This is a genomic window from Anabaena sp. WFMT, assembly GCF_051781005.1.
Classification (GTDB): Bacteria; Cyanobacteriota; Cyanobacteriia; order Cyanobacteriales; family Nostocaceae; genus Anabaena.
Window position 1 is genome coordinate 104,714 of the sequence record NZ_JBPWOA010000033.1, and the last position, 19,451, is coordinate 124,164.

The 19,451-nt window shown below is 39.6% G+C and carries 15 protein-coding genes and 1 tRNA gene; 8 read left to right on the top strand and 8 right to left on the bottom strand.

Annotated elements, in window-relative coordinates; all coding sequences use genetic code 11:
• Nucleotides 1–903 precede the first annotated feature (903 nt).
• The 4 genes from ACSQ6I_RS22095 (at nt 904) to prmC (ending at nt 3,992) form a co-directional block, all read left to right on the top strand.
• Nucleotides 904–1,431, top strand: coding sequence for a GNAT family N-acetyltransferase (locus ACSQ6I_RS22095; RefSeq protein ID WP_438892413.1), 528 nt, complete (start codon nt 904–906; stop codon nt 1,429–1,431).
• A gap of 282 nt (nt 1,432–1,713) precedes the next feature.
• Nucleotides 1,714–1,787: transfer RNA gene (locus tag ACSQ6I_RS22100), tRNA-Pro, on the top strand.
• A gap of 481 nt (nt 1,788–2,268) precedes the next feature.
• Nucleotides 2,269–3,072, top strand: a complete 804-nt coding sequence (locus ACSQ6I_RS22105) for a Tic22 family protein (protein ID WP_438892414.1) — start codon at nt 2,269–2,271, stop codon at nt 3,070–3,072.
• Nucleotides 3,073–3,074: 2 nt separating this feature from the next.
• Nucleotides 3,075–3,992 (top strand): peptide chain release factor N(5)-glutamine methyltransferase, encoded by a 918-nt coding sequence (gene prmC / locus ACSQ6I_RS22110; protein WP_438892415.1) that lies wholly within the window; start codon nt 3,075–3,077, stop codon nt 3,990–3,992.
• A 479-nt stretch (nt 3,993–4,471) separates the two neighbouring features.
• On the opposite strand, the gene ACSQ6I_RS22115 is transcribed toward prmC, so the two are convergent.
• The 7 genes from ACSQ6I_RS22115 to ACSQ6I_RS22145 form a co-directional block, all read right to left on the bottom strand.
• Entirely contained in the window at nt 4,472–6,214 is a 1,743-nt protein-coding gene (locus ACSQ6I_RS22115) for an Rqc2 family fibronectin-binding protein (RefSeq protein WP_438892416.1), read from the bottom strand.
• Nucleotides 6,215–6,420: 206 nt separating this feature from the next.
• Nucleotides 6,421–6,693, bottom strand: coding sequence for a hypothetical protein (locus ACSQ6I_RS22120; protein ID WP_438892417.1), 273 nt, complete (start codon nt 6,691–6,693; stop codon nt 6,421–6,423).
• Nucleotides 6,694–6,795: 102 nt separating this feature from the next.
• Complete coding sequence (locus tag ACSQ6I_RS22125; RefSeq protein WP_438892418.1) at nt 6,796–8,061, bottom strand: glycosyltransferase family 4 protein; 1,266 nt, start codon at nt 8,059–8,061, stop codon at nt 6,796–6,798.
• A 1,168-nt stretch (nt 8,062–9,229) separates the two neighbouring features.
• Entirely contained in the window at nt 9,230–9,724 is a 495-nt protein-coding gene (locus ACSQ6I_RS22130; RefSeq protein ID WP_015212794.1) for an RNA recognition motif domain-containing protein, read from the bottom strand.
• A gap of 597 nt (nt 9,725–10,321) precedes the next feature.
• Nucleotides 10,322–12,544: a M48 family metalloprotease gene (locus tag ACSQ6I_RS22135; protein ID WP_438892419.1), complete on the bottom strand. Its 2,223-nt coding sequence runs from the start codon at nt 12,542–12,544 to the stop codon at nt 10,322–10,324.
• Between the two features lie 171 nt (nt 12,545–12,715).
• Nucleotides 12,716–14,344 carry a peptide chain release factor 3 gene (gene prfC, locus ACSQ6I_RS22140; protein ID WP_438892420.1) on the bottom strand — a complete coding sequence of 543 codons (1,629 nt, stop codon included), beginning with the start codon at nt 14,342–14,344 and terminating at the stop codon, nt 12,716–12,718.
• 288 nt (nt 14,345–14,632) lie between these two features.
• Nucleotides 14,633–15,049 (bottom strand): hypothetical protein, encoded by a 417-nt coding sequence (locus ACSQ6I_RS22145; protein ID WP_438892421.1) that lies wholly within the window; start codon nt 15,047–15,049, stop codon nt 14,633–14,635.
• Nucleotides 15,050–15,461: 412 nt separating this feature from the next.
• On the opposite strand from ACSQ6I_RS22145, the gene ACSQ6I_RS22150 reads away from it, so the two are divergent.
• From ACSQ6I_RS22150 to rsmH, 3 genes are all read left to right on the top strand, one after another.
• The gene (locus ACSQ6I_RS22150; RefSeq protein ID WP_438892422.1) at nt 15,462–15,887 is read left to right on the top strand and encodes a hypothetical protein; all 426 of its coding nucleotides are present in this window, start codon (nt 15,462–15,464) and stop codon (nt 15,885–15,887) included.
• Entirely contained in the window at nt 15,884–16,306 is a 423-nt protein-coding gene (locus tag ACSQ6I_RS22155; RefSeq protein WP_438892423.1) for a hypothetical protein, read from the top strand. Before ACSQ6I_RS22150 ends, ACSQ6I_RS22155 begins: the two co-directional genes overlap by 4 nt.
• A gap of 96 nt (nt 16,307–16,402) precedes the next feature.
• Nucleotides 16,403–17,296 (top strand): 16S rRNA (cytosine(1402)-N(4))-methyltransferase RsmH, encoded by an 894-nt coding sequence (rsmH, locus tag ACSQ6I_RS22160; protein WP_438892490.1) that lies wholly within the window; start codon nt 16,403–16,405, stop codon nt 17,294–17,296.
• Between the two features lie 208 nt (nt 17,297–17,504).
• Here rsmH and ACSQ6I_RS22165 read toward each other — a convergent pair whose 3' ends face one another.
• The gene (locus tag ACSQ6I_RS22165; RefSeq protein WP_438892424.1) at nt 17,505–18,788 is read right to left on the bottom strand and encodes an ankyrin repeat domain-containing protein; all 1,284 of its coding nucleotides are present in this window, start codon (nt 18,786–18,788) and stop codon (nt 17,505–17,507) included.
• A gap of 163 nt (nt 18,789–18,951) precedes the next feature.
• On the opposite strand from ACSQ6I_RS22165, the gene ACSQ6I_RS22170 reads away from it, so the two are divergent.
• The gene (locus ACSQ6I_RS22170; protein WP_015213147.1) at nt 18,952–19,422 is read left to right on the top strand and encodes a DUF4079 domain-containing protein; all 471 of its coding nucleotides are present in this window, start codon (nt 18,952–18,954) and stop codon (nt 19,420–19,422) included.
• The last annotated feature ends 29 nt before the right edge of the window (nt 19,423–19,451 follow it).

Here is a 19,451-nt window from a genome sequence, read left to right on the forward strand (position 1 = left end):
TACATAATTTATAAGAAACTTTGAGTCTCTTTACCTTGAAAAGGCATCAAAATTATAGACTTGGGCAAGGTAGAATACCTCATGATGTAGTATCTTGATTTGAGCTAAATCCGACAGGAACAATTTTATACTTATATCCTTTCGGGAAAGCAAGCTACAACTGTGCAGAAAATCCTTTCATGCAGCTTAAACAGAAATCAATGCTTTACTTAGAGAGCAAGACTATTGTAAGCGGTAACTCTGGAAGTATGTCACTGTGCTGAAGCAATCAATCACTTTTAAAAACCAGGAACCAAGGGGCTATGCATCTCTAAAAAAAATCTCCGGTGCTTTATTAGCTAGAGGAGTGTGAAAACAAAGTGCTAAAGTTAGAAATGATTAGTGTGAAAAATTTAGCTAAAACAAAAAGAAGCCTCTCACTCACCCAGAAGGGAGTAATGAGAAAAGTTTTTGGGAAGTAAGGAGTCCCACCTCGACTTATAATGAATACCACTAGTGGGTGATACTTCAACAAGCTCTGTCACCACGAATCGCCAAGCCCCTGATGTATTCACGAACTCATCAAATCTGATATAATTTGATTAATTAGGTGTAATCCAAATTAAATGCTGAAAAGCAGCCTATTTAACTTTCGTTGAATAATTTTACAAAAAAGCTCCTAGGGCATAGGACTTTAAAGCTCAGTTAATGTCTTCAAAGAAGAGTCGCTGAGAAACCCATACTCACCTGAAAAGTAGTGTGTGGAGTATGTCACTAACTAGCTGTGACTATTGTCAAAACCCAAAACACTAAAAATTCAAATTTATGTGTCTGGATATACAATAAATACAGTTACCTTAACTTGTGAATCAACACTCTCAAAGAGTGGCAACAATTCAGTCATATTAACCGAACCACGTTGGCATGGGTTTTTGGAAAACTTGGTTTAGTACTTCTGAGTCTGTAACGACAAATAAAACAACCGCATTTGAAGAGTATACAGCAGGAGATAGAGGCAACTCTAACGCCAGTAAAGATAACATTGTTTTCAGTACTGAGCGCGATATCGACCTGTATGAACTAGAAGAACTCTGTGACGCGGTTGGTTGGTCGCGTCGCCCTCTGAGAAAAGTAAAAAAAGCCATTGAGCATAGTTTTCTCGTCGCCTCTATGTGGCAAGTACGAGGAAATCACAAAAGGTTGATTGGTTTTGCCCGTGCTACCTCAGATCATGCTTTTAATGCCACTATCTGGGATGTAGTGGTTCACCCGGACTTCCAAAGTCAAGGACTGGGTAAGGCATTGATGAAATATGTCCTCAAAAAACTCAGGAGTGAAGAGATTAGCAATGTTACTCTTTTTGCTGATCCCCATGTTGTGGATTTTTACCGGACTATGGGATTTATGCCTGATCCAGAAGGTATTAAAGGGATGTTTTGGTATCCTCATTAATCCTCAAGTGAAAACAAACAAAACAGGTTGCTGCTATAAATTCTGCTAAAATATCCAAAGTGTGTTAATATCGTTTAGTTTAGCGGAGAGCATTTGTCTAGCAAAATTACATCTAGTCAATGTCAGTTAGCGAAAAAACTCTTAATTGAAGAGATAATCAGATTTTTTTCAGGTATGGGGGTTCGCAATCGGCTTTGATTATGATATGATGGTGGAGATGATTAAGCAAAGCATAATTTTGGTTATGTGAAGCTAAACTATCGATAGCAAGACCGTTTTTTTCGGGATGTAGCGCAGCTTGGTAGCGCGCCTGCTTTGGGAGCAGGATGCCGCAGGTTCAAATCCTGTCATCCCGATTTTTTGATAAATGTCAATTCTCCCAGCTTGTTAATAATGATGTAGATGAAATATATTTTTCTATGTTGTTTTTACAAAGATTACTGGTCGGTAATTATACAAAATTAATTACTAATGGATTGATTAGTGTTAATTTTTCAGGTCTGTCAGAGAAGCGATGCCTGCGGCGAGCGTAGCCATCGCAATTGGAACGATTAATTTCATCATAGCGTCACCACTAGCTGAGAAAAACAATAAAATAGCATTGTTCTGATCAAGAGTCCGGGAGGTCATTCCCCGCTTGAGAAGAAATATAATAGGCCAATACAGCATTTAGTCGTGAATGGCAAGAAAGTTAAAAACAATTAGCTCAATCTATAAGTTATTTAGACACCAAATAGCTGGATAGATAACTAAATTCAGGTGTTGTTGTATAAATTCAAACCGATTTTCTGATTGTCTAAGTTAATTCAACTATTAATATTGAAGTGAGGAGTAGTTATGAAATCATTGGTTCGCTTGGGCGCAACATTAGGTCTAGTGGGTGGTACGTTGCTTTTAAGTGTCGTAGGGATTAATATTCCTGTGCAGGCATTAACAGAACAACAAATAAAAGATAAATTAGACTCAGTACCTGTTTACTTGATTACCAACGATAAAGGTCTACCCCTAAGTCGTAACTTGCCTGATGGTCAAAATGGCCAAAAAGGTGGATCGGTGACAGGAGTATATATGAGTCGCCAAGAAGCTTTAGCTTTTATCAAAGAACTGCGGAATGTGAAAAATAAAGATCCAAAACTGGAAGACATGGCCAAGAAACTACAAGTTACAGCCGTGCCTTTAGGTGTGATTTATCAACAATTACAACAAACTAAAAATCAGACAAATCGGCTCTTATTTGCCTTTAAACCTGTAGATCAAGAACTGAAAGGGGCTTTAGAGTTGCTACGCGCCAGTGGTCAAAAAGTGGATCAATTTAAGAGTGTACCAGTTTTTGCGGTAAGATTTGCACCAGATAAAGGGTATGTACCAATTCAAGTGACGGCTGATAAACAGCAACTAATTCCTCTATTTTTGAGTAAACAAGATGCACAAGGTTTATTGAACCAGGTGAAGCCAAAGTTTCCTACGGCTGATATTCAAGTCATAGATGTGGATGGGGTGATTAAAACTTTAAAAGATAAAAGTGATTCATGGTTAAACCAAGTGGTCTTGGTGCCATCAGCAGAGTCTAGAGAATATATTAAGACTCTACCTAGAGAGAATGCTCCTAAGCCGAAAAGTTTACCTTCCAAGCAACCTTAAGCATGACGAGTCAACAGCCAAAGATGGTTTGTGGTCTAGAACTTTGGCAATGGCGAAATAAAGCAATTGAGAGTGCGATCGCTCACGATATCCTGCCCTTAGAAGTAGATTGGCTGTTACAGGAAATAGCAAGTTTAGACCGCTTGGCGCTGCGTTTGGAGTCTTTTAAATCATTGACTCAAATAACAATGCAGTTATCTCTAGATGAGTTAGAGCAGTTGTGGCAAAGGCGGTTACATGACCGCTTGCCAGTACAATACATCGCTGGGGTGACACCTTGGCGATTGTTTAAACTCGCAGTGTCCAATGCGGTTTTAATTCCTAGACCGGAAACAGAGTCTTTGATTGATTTAGCTGTAGTGGCTGCTAAAAATAGCCGAACAGAAGGTTTAGAACAAGGACATTGGGCGGATTTGGGGACTGGTAGTGGTGCGATCGCACTCGGATTAGCTGATGTATTGACAAATGCCACAGTTCATGCTGTTGATTTGAGTCCAGAAGCATTAGCCGTTGCTCAAACCAATGCTGAAAATTTAGGTTTTGCAGAACGGATTAAATTTTATCAAGGTTCTTGGTGGGAACCTCTAGAATTTCTGAAAGGTCAGTTTAGCGGCATGGTATCAAATCCGCCATATATTCCCACCAGTACCGTACTTACTTTACAGCCAGAAGTAGTTAATCATGAACCCCATTTAGCCTTAGATGGTGGTGTTGATGGTTTAGACTACATTCGTCATTTAATTGACGTTTCCCCTCATTATTTACATCCTGGTGGGGTGTGGTTGATTGAAATGATGGCAGGACAGGCAGATACAGTCAGAGAACTGCTACAAAATCATGGTTGTTATGAAAACATCCAGATTCAGGCTGATTTAGCGGGAATTGAGCGTTTTGCTTTGGCTTATAAAAAAATAAAGTAACTTGCAATTAAGCATTGTCTGAATCAGGATTTTCAGGATGAGGAGGATGATTATACTACAAACGTGTTAAATCTGGACTTACGCCACGCTGCGCTATCAGAATGACACTTTTAACCCGTTTTTAGTATAATAATCAATCCTGGGCGTTGCTGAAACCAATTATGAATTTAGTTAGGTGTAGAGACGAGAATCCCTACCCATTAAACGTCTCTACAAAGGTTTTCAACCCTTGATCCTGATGAAGAAGAAAGTTTTTCAAACATCAGAAGCAGTAAATCGGGCTTTACGTTGCTTATTATCAGCTATCCCTGAAACATAAAGCGATATATACAATAAGCTATGCTAACGCTCATCTATCGTCAATGATTGTAGGGGTTTAGCATTGCTAAACCCTGACGTTTTGGGTACTTACCGATATATCGCTTTGGTAATAACAAAATTCATCTTAAAGATGACTAAATAATCTCACAATTTCGATTCTAAGCTCCCCTTGAGGGATGATTACGAATGATTTCCGGTTGTCCCCAAATAATTGTTTCTTGCTTGTAAATCACAAGTCCTGGTTTAGTGCCTTTGGGTTTGTAGACGTGCTTTGGTTGAGTGTAAACTACTGGGACTTGGTCACTTTGACGAGCGCGACTGAAGTAGGCGGCAAGATTGGCGGTAAACTGTAAATCAGCTTCTTCTGCAACTGTTCCCGGTTCAAGACGTAGCAGGACATGGCTTCCAGGAATTTCTTGAGCGTGAAACCACAGGTCATAATCGCCGGCTACCCGAAATGTTAATTGGTCATTTTGGATATTGTTGCGACCGATTAAGACTTCAAAGCCGCTAGGGGTGCGATAACGATGAAAATTGATACTTGCAGTTTCGTTGGTACTGCGGCTGCGGTATTCTAGGGCTTCTAGATATTTTTGCCCGATTAGTTCATCACGGATTTCTTCTAAGGCTTGTAAATCTGCTGCTGTTTGATATTTCTCGATTTGGGAAATAGCTGCTTCTACTTGTTCTAAATAATCAATTTCTGATTGCACTTCAAATAGTAATGGTTCGACAGCAGCACGAGCGCGTTTGAGTTTTTGGTGCTGTTTATAAAGCTTCTGGGCGTTTTGAACGGCGTTTTTATCTGGGAGAAGTGCGATCGCAGTTGGTTTACCAGTTTCAAAATCTGAGAGAATAATTTCTTTCATCCCCGGTTGCCAATTTTGCAAATATGCCATTAATAAGTCAGCTTTTTGGCGATATTCATCGGCTTGATCTGACTGCTTTAAGCGATCGCTAAAAGTTTGGGCTTTAGTCCGCAATTTACCCAGAATATTACTCAATTTCTGAATCAACTGATGACGCAATTGAGCAAATAACTGTTGATTTAACTCGTCAGTATAATATTGATTGAGTAATTCTTGGATATCTTTGGCTGGTGCGACAACACCCCAACCCATTACAGTATATCCATTTGCCGTCCAAGCCGGTTGGAATTTCCCCGCTTCCAATGCTTGTAGCCATTCTTGCCAACGTGTAAATAACCTGTTCCAATCATCGGTAGTCAGGACATCAGTGCTTGTTTCTGGCTCTATATCTGCTACTAGCAACATCGTATCTAGCAAAGCTGCACTCAAACCCCGATAATTTTTCAGCAGTTGCCGCTTAATTGCACCTGGTACTAAACTAACTCGTTCTTGCCAACGTGCTTGGGATTCACTCAAACTGGGGATAGGGCCAGTCTGTTTAGGTGGTGGTTCATAAGACTGTCCAGTTTGGATAGGACGAACGCTGGATTGTTGCTGACTAACTTGATGAGCAGCAGTGATAATAAAATTGCTGGCATCGGTGAGAATAGCGTTACTGTACTTACCCATCACTTCCACATACAAGTGATAGAGGGCATTTTCACCGGGACGACGGGCAAATTGTAAATCTATCACACGTTCCCAAGGAGCGATCGCTTCAATTGCCACTAAGGCCAAACCACCCAACTGATGGATTAACTGTTGACTAAAGGTAAATGTATCGGGTGTGCGTGGTGGTGGTTCACCAATACAAATGCGTGTAGCTTGGGGATGCCAAGAGACCTCTAGCCAAACCCGTTGTTTTAAGGTGCGTAAGGCTATGGCAATAGTATAGCGATCGCGCTGGTATACCTGTTCTGTCCGCGAGGGAAGCCAGTTAGCGCGTAGTTCGCTACAAGCAGCTGTGAGAGTAGTAAAATCAACTGGTTGCAAAACGATTACTCACTGGCATTTATAAGGTCTATCTCTATTAAATCAATCGGAAGTAGTAACGAGTAACGAGTATTGAGTACCGAGTGTTGAGTAAAAAATAAAATTAATTACATACTGCTCAACGTCCTGCTACCATTCTAAACGCAGCCATACCCGAAAGCTTTACAGCACTAAGTACTCGTTACTCGTTACTCAGTACTCGTTACTCATTGCCAAGGTGAAGGAATAGCTGTGGTTGAAAGCACTTCTTTTGCCATCAGCCTTAAACCTGTTTTACCACAACTGGGGCATTCAATCTCAAGATACTCGGAAGACGTGACATCTACCTCACTCAAAAGACCCTGTTTACAATGCCAACACTCAAAAATGACCCGACTAACTGGTTGGTTACAGTCTAGTATCTTGATGTGTTGAGAAGCTGTTGCCTCTGCTTCTGTTCTTCTGGGCTTAGGAAATTTTTTGAGTTCTTGAACTTCCATTGTTTTACCTGCCTAACTCTTTATTGACTTTACCCCAATCTCAAGACATAGGGAGTCAAAATATGGATAGGAAACAGGCTGAAACCTTAACCATTTCTATGTTTAAAGGGTAAGCAACGCCGGTTCTTTCACTGGTTGCATGAGTTGGGTGTATAGCTGATCTAGCTGCATGGCTACACCATCCCAGCTAAACTTACTCATCACCCGTCTATGACCCGATTGACCCAGTTCTGCTCGCCATTCGGGATTGCTGAGAATGCGGTCAATGGCATGACTAAAGGCTGCGACATCTTGGGGTGGTACTAATAAACCAGTGTTTTCATTGACGACGGTAAACTGAAGCCCACCAACATCACTAGCTATGACTGGTGTGCCACTTGCCATTGCTTCAACTGCTACCAATCCAAAGGGTTCGTAGTGACTAGGAACAACGCAAACATCAGCAGCGGCATAGTAAGTTGGGAGGATTTCCTGACTCAGACGACCAGGAAAACAAGTACATTCGCTCATTCCCAATTCGTTGACAATAGACTCGATGCGATCGCGTTCTCTACCATCGCTGTTACCTGGGGTACTTCCACCACCAATAATTAACTTTAGGTCTTGGGAGCCATAAAACTGCGACTCACGCACTGCACGCACTAAGGTCTCTATGCCTTTGCGCGGGTCAAAACGCCCTACATACAAGACAACTTTAGCGTCTGGTTCAATTCCTAATGCTGCTCTAGCTGCTTCTCTTTCTACTGAGCCAAAACGCCGAATATCCGTACCGCAGGGAATAATGTCAATATCTCCTTGATTAGAAACAAGCGATCGCATATGTTGCTTTTCTTGCGGACTTGTCGCCACAATTCTATCCGCTGTTTCCAAAATTTCTTTTTCTACTGCTAGGCGTTGACTAGCAACCAGAGGAATGCTTTCTATTGCATTGTATTTAACTATTCCTAAAGAATGATAGGTGTGAACCTGTTTACTTCCTTGGATTTGTTTCAACTGCAATCCTACCCAGCTAGAAAGCCAGTAATTAGTGTGAACCAACTCATATTGAATGCCGTTTTCTTGTTGAAATTGCAATAACTGTTCCACAAATTCTGGCAAGTATTTAAAACCGTTATCCCGTGGTACAAACTCAATCGGACCGGCTGTTAAACGAATGGTTCGACATTGAGAGTTATGTTGAACAATCGTTTCTTGTTCAGCACTCACTCTGCGGCTAAACATATCAACTTTCCATCCGAGCCGAGATAGTGCTTCACCCACTTGGAGTACATAAACATTCTGTCCTCCAGCCTCCTCTTTCCCAATTTCAATCGCCGGATCACCGTGAACTGAAATCAAGGCAATGCGTTTGTCAGTGGTAGAATTCATAAGTTGTGTTTTGCTTATTTTCACAAGGTAGTAGGCAGTTTCAAGCTGGCGTTATTCACGCTTTCTGAATAATCTAGAAGGTCTTAGTAATTTTTATTTTAATTTAATTATGTCAGAAAAAATTTATATATTGTTCATAATTCGGTAGTTTATTTCTAGTATTTACATTTGATTTATTTATGATTTATTTATGATTTATTTATGATTTATTTATGATTTATTTATGATTTATTTATGATTTATTTGTAGTAAAAATATCCAATAATTTTGATAGACAAAGCCCTATTTCTTATGGAACAATACAGCAAAATTTATCAATTATGACATATCAATTAGCCATAAATAAACTTTACTGTAGAAATACCACAGCACAATAAAACTGAATTTTAAATCTTTTAATTTCGCATTTTAAACTAGCTATTCATACAAATGAATAATGCTAATTACGTGTAGATTTGCTCCCATTAACTGTCAAGAACAGAGGGATTTTTGACAACCTTATTTTTTTAGTGATTGTATTAACAGATACTATTATGAGAAAATATTATTTTTTGTTAAATAAGATACATTCTTGTAAAAAACTTATAAATATCTCTAAGAAACTAAGAAAATCAAACCTTATCAAACTTGTCCGAAATGTAGATATCAATAAAAGAAGACACAGGGACTTCCAAAAACTTTCAAAAAATATAGCAGAATTTAGGAGTCAGTAGGGGTTAGCACTGCTCATTGGTGTCAAATTAACGTAAAAGCCTTGTAAAAACTGGGTTTCATTCTTCTCATTCCCATGCTCTGTATGGCAATGAATTCTGGAAGACTCTGCCTACGCTCTCAATGAGAGTAGAGGCAGAGCCTCTGTGATAGCATTCCTAGTCTCTGACTAGGAACGAGATATGGTAAAGATTTGAGCTTATTTAATTACACTTAATAAATTAAAATTGAGCAGTGCGGAAGGCCTAGTCTGGCTTTCGGTACTGCTCAATACCTTTTTGATTGGTGTTGGTTTGCACAAAGAACAGTCCCACATGGGGGCTGGTGATTTCAGTTTTAGATTAGTGGCTGGTGTTTATCATCAGCAAACAAGCCAACTCACTCAGATAAAAATAATTAAAAATTAAAAATCAGCATAATTTGCGATTCTTAATTTTTAATCTCTTTGCCTAAAGGATCAGTTTGTAGTTTGTGCAGCCAGCATCTGTTTCAGCTTTTCTAAGTCAGCTGCCCAACGGGGATCTGGACGAATAGCGTCTGAATCAACATTGCTAGTTGTTTCACGTACACTACTACCGCCACCACGCCGAGACTTCTTAGCGCCTTTTTCACGACGACTTTCTTTGTTGATGCTAGGTGTGGGGATACTAGTAGCTTGACTAGCAACTTTGGGAGCTTGTTCATCACCCTCTTCACCTTTGGTGCGAGGTAATGCCTTCTCTAGCTTGATGGCAGTGTCTTTGAACATTTGACCATTATACTTTTCAATAATTTGGTCTGCTTGTTCGTCATTGTTCACCGTTAGAAAACCGAAACCGCGACATTTACCTGTTTTGCGGTCTTTAATCAGTTTAGTGGTGACAGCATCGCCTTCTTCTGCAAATACTGCTTGCAATTCTTGACGATCTATTTCTTCTTTAGGCAAATTACCTATGTATAGGCGAACGGACATGAACTATACCTCCAGAGTTTAAATGAACTTGTCTTGACAAAACAATTACCTTGGCTTTGGCTTTTAAATAGATGCTATTAACTAAAATCGCCATAAACCAATTTTTTTAATCCAAACTGCCAACCTATACAATACAGTTTTTTGTTGGGATCAAGCTTATTTAAGACAAAAGGGCTACTGCGCCCAGCTAATACCACCTTAATTCTAAGAATTGTAAATTTAATAGCCCACCGTCCGCCACAGTAAATGAATTCTTTCTAGGTTTTATCGGCAGGACAAAATACCATCTCTTAAGATTATCACGGTATTTTTTACGTAGCTAGTTCAGCACCTACATTTTTGCCGATAGTATTACTGCATCGTAGCATAAAACACAATTGTTGGACAAGGTGTAGAAGTTGGAAACAAAAACCAGCCACTGGCTGGTTGATTTGCTGCTGTGTTGGGAGGAGAAAAGGGGATGGATTAGTGGTGACAGCCAGACAAATAATCAATTTGGGGGGCTGAGTTACTAATTGTGTAAATAAATGTAACATTTTTGGAGCTAACCTGCAACTTTTGTTTACGTTTCATGTGATCAGTCAATAAATAGCAGTGTTATCTTGCTAAAGATTGCGCTGTCAACATGATATATGCACCCCATGCTTGGGCGACGACTGCCAAAACAGTAGACCAAATGGGATGAGGACTGTTGATGGTTTTGCCACTTTGAGTTTCTAAGGTTTGGATGTCTATCCAAGGTGTTGCCCCTCTTCGTAACCAGCCTGTAACGATAATTTGGCGACCAATCCATTCAGTCGGGTTGATTGACTGTCCTAACCAAGGAATGTGGTGTAATTTCACTAAACCTGTGCTGGATTGTAGGATGAGGTCTTGTCCGAGACAGTTGGCAGTACCCCGACGGCCTAATAATTTACCTGCTAGACGGACGCTGATACTATCGAGTGGTAAAACGGAGGGATCGGTTAATAATTGGGAGAGATGGTCGTCGGCTTGTAAGTTGAAGGGTTTAATTTCTGGAAAAAAGGCATTAATCCGCATGACTGTACCGATGCTAAAGCCAATCATAAAGAAACCGATCACGAAATTCCAATCATCGTAAATCCATTTCAGGTTTAATAAATGAATGGCAAATGCGGTTTGCCAAATTAACCAGAATAGAACTGCTAATAGAAAACTGATGGGAATTCCCAACCAAGGGGCGATTTGTAATAGGAATGACTGAGGCTTAACTTGGCAGGATTGTTCAATGGTTAGATGCAGTTCAGGTTCTAAGTGCCAATGACGGGCTATTTCACATAAGCGTTCGATGCGATCGCCCATTAAGGGGTGGCTATTATTAATCGTAAACCATCGCCGATAGGGATTGAAGTTTTCCCACATTAAGAATGACTCAAAGGAAAGATGCCCTACTATACTTCCTAAAGAGAGACTTTGTTGGTAACTGACTGGAGCTAAGACATTCAAGCTTTCTAACTGCCAACTAGTCTGTTCTTGTTTTTGAATATCACCAGCAACACCAATGGAAATTTTGAGTAAGGCACGAATTAGCCCATTGGGATTACCTGTAATTTCGGCGGCATGGCGATCGCTATAATAAAGCCGAAACCGTGAATTAAGCAAAGTTGTACCAGTCAGTAAACACCAAATTCCATAGGTCAGTCCAGCCAAACCAGTAGTAGTCCAGCGCCAGATTTTATTTTCGCTTTTGTTTCCCCAAACTGATACTTGGTGATACAGTCGATAAAATGGCAGAGTCACTAGCAATGCCAAGGACATGACATTAAAATCCCATCGGCCAATTTGTCCAAGAGCAAGTGCGTAGATAGTAGCTATTTCATCATCTGTTAATTGTTCCAACAGACCCTGACTCACCGTAATTCTGGCTGTACTGGGCAAATTCCCATAGGACAGCATGATAGGTGCTGATATTGGTAAAATTCGCAATTTGGGAATTTTCCAATGTCGCTGTTGACAAGTTCGTTGTAATACCCGAAATGCCTCACGACTGTGAGTATGTAAAACTTCTTTGGATAGGTGTTGTTGACTATAAAAGGTTGCCAATAGCCCATCTATCAACCAAGGCGACAAACCAATCAAAACCAACAATAAAACTAGTATTAATAAACTAGGATTGCCATATAAAAGTTGTAATGGCTTTAAATAGGGAAGTTTGTCTAAAATCTGGTTGATTAAACCCATTCCCAACCTGACGAATGCTCGCAACATCCAAAATAGCGCCATGAATGTTCCTGCGGCTAGTAAGCAGGAGAGCATGGAGAGCATGAAATTCGGCTTGCGTAGGGGTTGCCATATCTTAGCGCGTCTGGCTTGTCGCCAAAAGATGTTAATCGGTTCAGTTTTTGTCCGACCGACAGAGCCTATTAAGCCAGTATTTGATAGTTCTGGGGAAGTAGCAGAGATATTCTTTTTAATCACACCCTCTAGTGGTGGATGTGTTGACACAGCATCGACTGGGGAAGTATCTAAAGAATTATCAAAGTTGACAAATTCGGTTTCAATTTTTTTGCTTTTTTGATGGCGTTTTTGGCGTTTTTTGAGGTGTTCAAGAGCGCGTTTTGCCCACTCTTTAACTTCTGGATTACCACTAGAAATCAGATTCTCACACAGGGCGATCGCCTGAGAACCTTCTCCTGTACGTGCATAAGCCATAACCAAACCAACCTGTGCTTGCAAGCAAGTATTGCTCTGATTTTGGCTGCCAGCAAGAGGTTCAAGTTGAGTAATGGCTGCGTAGTAATTTCCCTGCTTGAGGGCAACTAAACCAGCCTCCAAAGACGATTTTTCATGTGAAGGCATACAAATTTTGGCACTCCAATTTCTTCAAGGTGATACACGTTGGTGCAAAAGTGCGAAATTGAGATACTCTGATAATTCGTAATTCGTAATTCGTAATTCGTAATTCGTAATTCGTAATTAAGAATGACGAATCAAGTTGATAATTGCTCCCTTGGTTGTGTCAAAAGTGAATTATTCCTCCACGGGTTTTTGGCTAGAGAACACAGGAGCGATCGCACTTAATTTCAACTCTGGGTGGTCTCCCTCTAGCTGTTGACAATTCCATTCATTACGGAATAGCAACACCGGCCGTCCCATAGTATCTTTCACAGTAGTTGTGTTGAATAAACGTCCCACCTGATTCAAAGCTTCCCAACCGCCATCAACCCAACGGGCGACACTGTAAGGTAATACATCCAGTATGGTTTCTACACCATACTCATTTTGTAACCGAAACTGCACCACTTCAAATTGCAACTGACCCACCGCTGCCAAAATAGGATCGCGCTTGGCTTCATCAGTAGAGTACATAATCTGCACAGCACCCTCTTCCCGTAATTCGGAAACGCCTTTTTGAAATTGCTTAAATTTGGAGGGATTGGGGTTTCTGAGAGTGGCAAACAGTTCTGGTGAGAAGTAGGGAATTCCCTCATATTCCAGTTTTTGTCCTGTATAAATTGTGTCGCCAATTGCAAAAACGCCGGGATTATTCAAACCGATGACATCACCAGGATAAGCAACATCAATGGATTCCCGTTCTTGAGCGAAGAGTTTTTGCGGTCGAGATAGACGGACAACTTTACCTGTGCGAGCATGGTTAACTGTCATATCTTTTTCAAACTTACCTGTGCAGACCCGGACAAAAGCCACGCGATCTCTGTGCTTGGGGTCCATGTTGGCTTGCAGTTTGAAGACAAATCCTGAAAACTCTGGGTAGCTAGGGGGAACTTCACCGAGACTGCTGTTATGTGTACCTGGTTTGAGAGCATAGTCCAGGAAGTACTTGAGAAATAACTCCACCCCAAAGTTAGTCATGGCACTACCAAAGAATACGGGGGTCATTTTTCCTTGATGCACTAAATCTAAATCTAAGTCTCCTCCTGCTCCTTCTAATAGTTCTAAATCACTTTTTAGTTGGTGGTAAAGGCTTTCTTCTAGTAATTCTTCAATTGAGCGATCGCCTAAGTTGATGATAGTATCACGGGCTTCCTTGCTGCCGTGGGAGCTACGTTCAAACAGATGGATTTGCTGTTGGTGGCGATCAAAAACACCTTTAAAGCGATCGCCCATCCCAATCGGCCAATTTACCGCATAGGTCTGTAATCCCAATTCTTGCTCAATCTCATCCAATAGTTCTAGGGGTTCTCTTCCCGGACGGTCGAGTTTATTGACAAATGTGAAAATAGGTATACCCCTAAGCTTACACACTTCAAACAGTTTCCGTGTTTGGGGTTCTAACCCTTTAGCGGCATCAATTAGCATCACCGCATTATCTGCTGCTGCTAAAGTTCGATAGGTGTCTTCACTAAAATCTTGGTGTCCAGGAGTATCAAGTAAATTAATTTGACAATTACGGTAGATAAATTGCAACACCGTCGAAGTAATAGAAATACCCCGTTGTTGTTCCATCGCCATCCAGTCAGAAGTCGCTTTACGCTGCGCTCTCCGGGCTTTTACTGCCCCAGCTTCGTGAATAGCACCCCCGTATAATAATAGTTTTTCTGTTAACGTAGTTTTACCAGCATCAGGGTGAGAAATAATTGCAAAATTGCGTCTTAGTTCCACCGCTTCCAGTAGTTCGTCTTGAATTTCAGTAGACATGAGTGTAATTTGTTTGTTACCTAACTTAACTTAATGTAATCTTTTTCAGGACTAGGACTAGGAATCACATTTGTAAATTCTATTAATCTTTACATCTAAATCAATCTTACTCAATTCAGAAATTAATCAGTGTGATAGTTGACAAATGCCCGATTTTTCATTATATTTTTATTATAGTGGGAATCTGTACGCGCATATATATAAAGGTGAGATTTTCCCAACATAATTATTATTGTCAGAATCAAGATTTACAAGATTTTAGGATTGACAGGATTTAAAAACTAAATATCAATTAACGCTTCCTTTAATTTTGCAGCACTCTGAAAATAGATTTGCGGCTTTTCGGTTAAAACGATATAACAAAAGATTATATGTTTCTAGATAAACAGGAAAGGAAAGTAGGATTGTTAAGTTTTCTGCATTGATTCTTTGTATTTGGATTTTTGAATGCTGATGATATTGATCATCTATTTGTTCAGCGAGAATTTGATCATGATTTACCGACGTATTCAAAAATCCACTTCCCTTAGTTGCAGGAATAAAGTTGATTATTTTTTTTGGAGGTAAATAACCACGTTGACCAAGAAATTCTATGATCGCATTTTCAATAATATCATTAGCAGGTAACACATTTTCCTGATCTTTGATATAACTATTGAGAGCTTTGGCTAATGTATCTGGTAATGTGATATTTAGGGATTGCATAGGCTGTTAGTGCAAACTATGTCTATATTATATTACTGTCTGAATCAGGATTTTCAGGATTTAAGGATTTTCAGAATTTTGGTTTAAAGAATGATATTTTGAATATTGATTTGATGAGTAATTCTGAAAGTGCGAGAGTTAAGATAGAATTACTGGATAAGTATAATTCCGAAAATATCCAAAAAATCTCTACATCAAAAAAATGTATCCCCTCAATATTTCGGGGAAAGAGTTATTCAGGCACCCATGACAAACCAAAAGGATTGAGAACAGATTTTTCGCGAATAAATAATAGTTGCTAAAGAGGGAATATTCCCAAGCTGAGAAATGCGGTCACGGATATATTCAAAAAAGCTAATTCCCAACTGACGGGTAGTGGCAACAAGAGACATGATGTCATGTGTCCTATTCTATGACACTGTGTGTACCCCGTTTCATTTATTTTCCTCTGCCACCCCTACTTATTGATCGGATACAGAAAAAATATCTCAAAGAAGCTATGAAAGCTTATGATAAAATTATAGAATCAAAAGATGATATTCTCAAAATAGCCAATCAGTATCAATTAAGTTCTGAGGATATTGAAAGAGCTAAACAGTATGCTTTTGGTAAGGGAGTATTACAAAATCAATTTATCCCTGATTTACGTATGGCTCAAAGTTGGGAAAGAATGGTATTAGGAGAAGAAATTGATAGTGATGAGGTTTTACTAAAGCACGAAATTCTGGAATCTGACTTGGTAATTAATCAAGGTTTAAATCAATTAGATGCTCATAAAATAGCTCAAGCCCAATATCCTTGGTCTATGATCATAACTAAAGGAAATAAGCAAACATGAACCAAACATCTGAACAAAAGTTTGTTGAGTCCTTAGATATTTGTCAATCATTGATTGATTTTAAATATCGTCCTACCAATTTAACCTATCAAGCAATAGAGTTCTTTTGTGAAATCGGTAAAAATCCTTTTGAATTATTAGAATTATGTCAAAAATATTCCAGTAAAATTGATAACATATGTCGAATGATCAAAGAGTATACAACAAGTATAGATAATTGGCGTGTAGATTGTCGCCTAGGTTTTGGTGCAAAAGATCATTGCAGTTTTTTGAGTTTTTTTCTCAATCTTGATATTTGTAAATTTGAATATTTCACAGAAAACTTTACCACACCTGAAGAAATTGCTGAATTATTTAAAGATTGGAAGGAAATTGATTTCAATCCTGTCATTGCAAAGCGAAAAGCAGTTACAGTTTAATAAATCTTTGGTTAACAGCCGGTTGGCATCCACCTATAGATGATCCATGTCAAGAAAAATAAAAAATGCTTAATTTATATTATTAATAAATAAATGATGCAATCAGATTTACAAACGCCTTTAGATTTAGAAGAAATCACTTTTTCCCATATTCCTGTTCTCAGTCAAGAAGTGATTACAGGTTTAAATATCCAACCTGGTGGACATTATTTAGATTTAACTGTTGGTGGTGGTGGCCACAGTCGGTTAATATTAGGAAGTGCTGAAGATGTGAAAGTCACCGCAGTTGATCAAGATGAAGATGCTTTAAAAGCAGCAAAAGAGAATTTATCAGAGTTTGGAGATAGGGTTAATTTTATTCACAGCAATTTTGCTAATTATCAATTTCCAGAAAATACTTATGATGGAATTTTAGCTGATTTGGGTGTGAGTTCCTATCATTTGGATAACCCAGAAAGAGGTTTTAGTTTTAGAAATACTGCAAGTTTAGATATGCGAATGAACCAGCAACAATCTTTAACTGCTGGGGATATTATTAATGAGTGGGATGAAAAAGAATTAGCAGATATTTTCTTTCAATATGGAGAGGAAAGACTTTCACGACGTATTGCCAGAAGAATTGTTGAGAAACGCCCATTTCAGACTACTACAGAATTGGCAGATGCGATCGCATATTCTGTTCCTGCCAAATACCGTCATGGTAGAATCCACCCCGCTACCCGTGTTTTCCAAGCTTTGCGAATTGCTGTCAATGATGAGTTAAAGGTGCTGGAGACTTTGATAGCAAAAGCACCTTTAGCGCTGGTTCCTGGGGGAAGAATTGTGATAATTAGCTTTCACAGTTTGGAAGATAGGTTAGTCAAGCATGGGTTAAGAAATTCACCTATGTTAAAGGTATTGACAAAAAAGCCAATTATTGCTGGTGAAGAAGAAATTTCTCAAAATGTGCGATCGCGCTCCGCTAAGTTAAGGATAGCAGAAAAAAATTAGGTGCATCAAGCCACATCCGAGTCATATCATGTCCGGTTGAATACTTATCATTAAGGCAGCAGGCTTGCCGTGAGCGTAGCCGATAGCGTAGCGTGGCGTTAGCCATACGGGGGCAGGGAGCAGGGAGAAAAAGGGTTTTAGCCTTGTTTACTTTTCTTTACACAGTTTGGTTTTATTCTGCCCACCTACTGATCTGATAGCTTTTTAGTCAATCTTGCGCTCCGGCTTGCCGTAAAATCTGGGCAATTGTGCGATAGTTATTAAACTCGGCAATCATTAAAGCTGTGTAATTACCCTGATTTTTTAAATTCACATTTGCCCCTGATTTAATTAACATCTGCACAGCTTGACCATAACCCTCAGCAGCAGCCCACATTAAGGCCGTTGCTCCAGATGAGTCCTGAAAATTCACATCTGCTCCTTGTTCCAGCAGCAGTTTGAATACTTCTGGATGGTTGCTGGCTATGGCTTTAACTAAAGCAGTTTTACCATCATCTGCGATCGCATTGACATTAGCTTGGTGGTCAAGTAATACTTTTACTGTCTGAGCGTGTCCTTGGGATACTGCCAGTGTCAGAGCTACTTCACCAAAGTTTTTCTTATCCATATCTGCTCCAGCACGCAGTAAAGCCTCAACTATTTCGCTGTGTCCCTGGAATGCAGCTAAAAGCAATGGTGTATCACCAAGATGATTTCTAATTTGTACATCTGCTCCCCGTTGAAGTAATAGTTGCACTACATCAATGTAGCCTTCAACAATGGCACAATGTAGGGCAGTTTCACCTTCTTTATCTTGGTGATTTATTTCTGCGCCTCTATCTAATAAAGCTGCGATAATATTACTATGTCCGGCGGCAGATGCGGCTAAAAGTGCAGTGCCACCATCGGGATTTTGCAAATTAGGATTAGCCCCTTGTGACAACAGTGTTTGCACTACATCTAAATATCCCAAGTCTACCGCTATCATTAACGGTGTCTCACCTTCTGCATCTGGTTTATTGACGAAGGCACTATTTTGTGTGATTGCTTTAACAACTGCTGTATAGCCTTGCTTAATGGCAAGTTTTAAAGCCGTATCATCATCTTGATCAGCAATATTTGCATCAGCACCCGCACCTAATAAGACTTCTACCACATCCAGATGACCTTTGAGTGCTGCTGCCATTAAGGCTGTGCTGCCATCTTCATTAATAGCATTTACATCTACACCTTTAGATATTAGAAGCTTAACAATATCAAGTTTATTAGCACTCGCTGCCAACATTAAAGCCGTTAAACCATAGGTTTTTCTACGTAAGTTGATGTTAGCACCAAAATCTAGGAGCAATCGCACAATTTCTGTATAGCCTAAATTCGCCGCAAACATTAATGCTGTCGTGCCAGTGCGATCGCACACATCCACCTTAGCACCCGTAGCTAGTATTTCACACAGCCGCTGAATATCGCCATTTTTTGCAGCCTTGAGCAGCAAGTTCTCTTTGTTTTCAGTCATAAATGCAATCCCGCTTCGGCAAATTTATTGATCTAGCCTCCAATTTCAGTCTGAGATTATTTAACCACTTTTGCAAGAGAAAATTTTTAGCTACTGTAACTTCTGAACTCCTAAACCAAGGTATGCTAAATTTTATTAAGATTTAATAATTGGAAAAAACACAATGAGTCTTGAACTTTCTCCAGACATAAAATTTGCTTTAAACTTCTTTCACCCAGCCATCATGTGGATCTTATTGGCACTATCACTTTATGCCGCCTACTTAGGACTGCAAGTACAGCGTACCAGAAATGCCAAGGGTGAAGAAAAGAAAGAACTAATTCAAGGTAAATATACCATCAAGCACTACCAAATCGGCTCAATTCTCTTAGCTGTGATGGTAGCGGGTTCAATTGGTGGTATGGCTGTCACCTACATTAATAATGGTAAATTGTTTGTTGGCCCCCACCTATTAGCAGGTCTGGGCATGACAGCTATAATAGCTTTCTCTGCATCCCTCTCTCCCTTTATGCAAAAAGGGGCAAATTGGGCGCGTGCGACGCATATTTTACTTAATTTCGGGCTTTTAGGATTATTTGTTTGGCAGGCTTTCTCTGGTGTAGAAATTATCCTCAGAATTATTAGTAAAGCATAGATGATCCGTCCTGAGGAGGCAGGAGATAG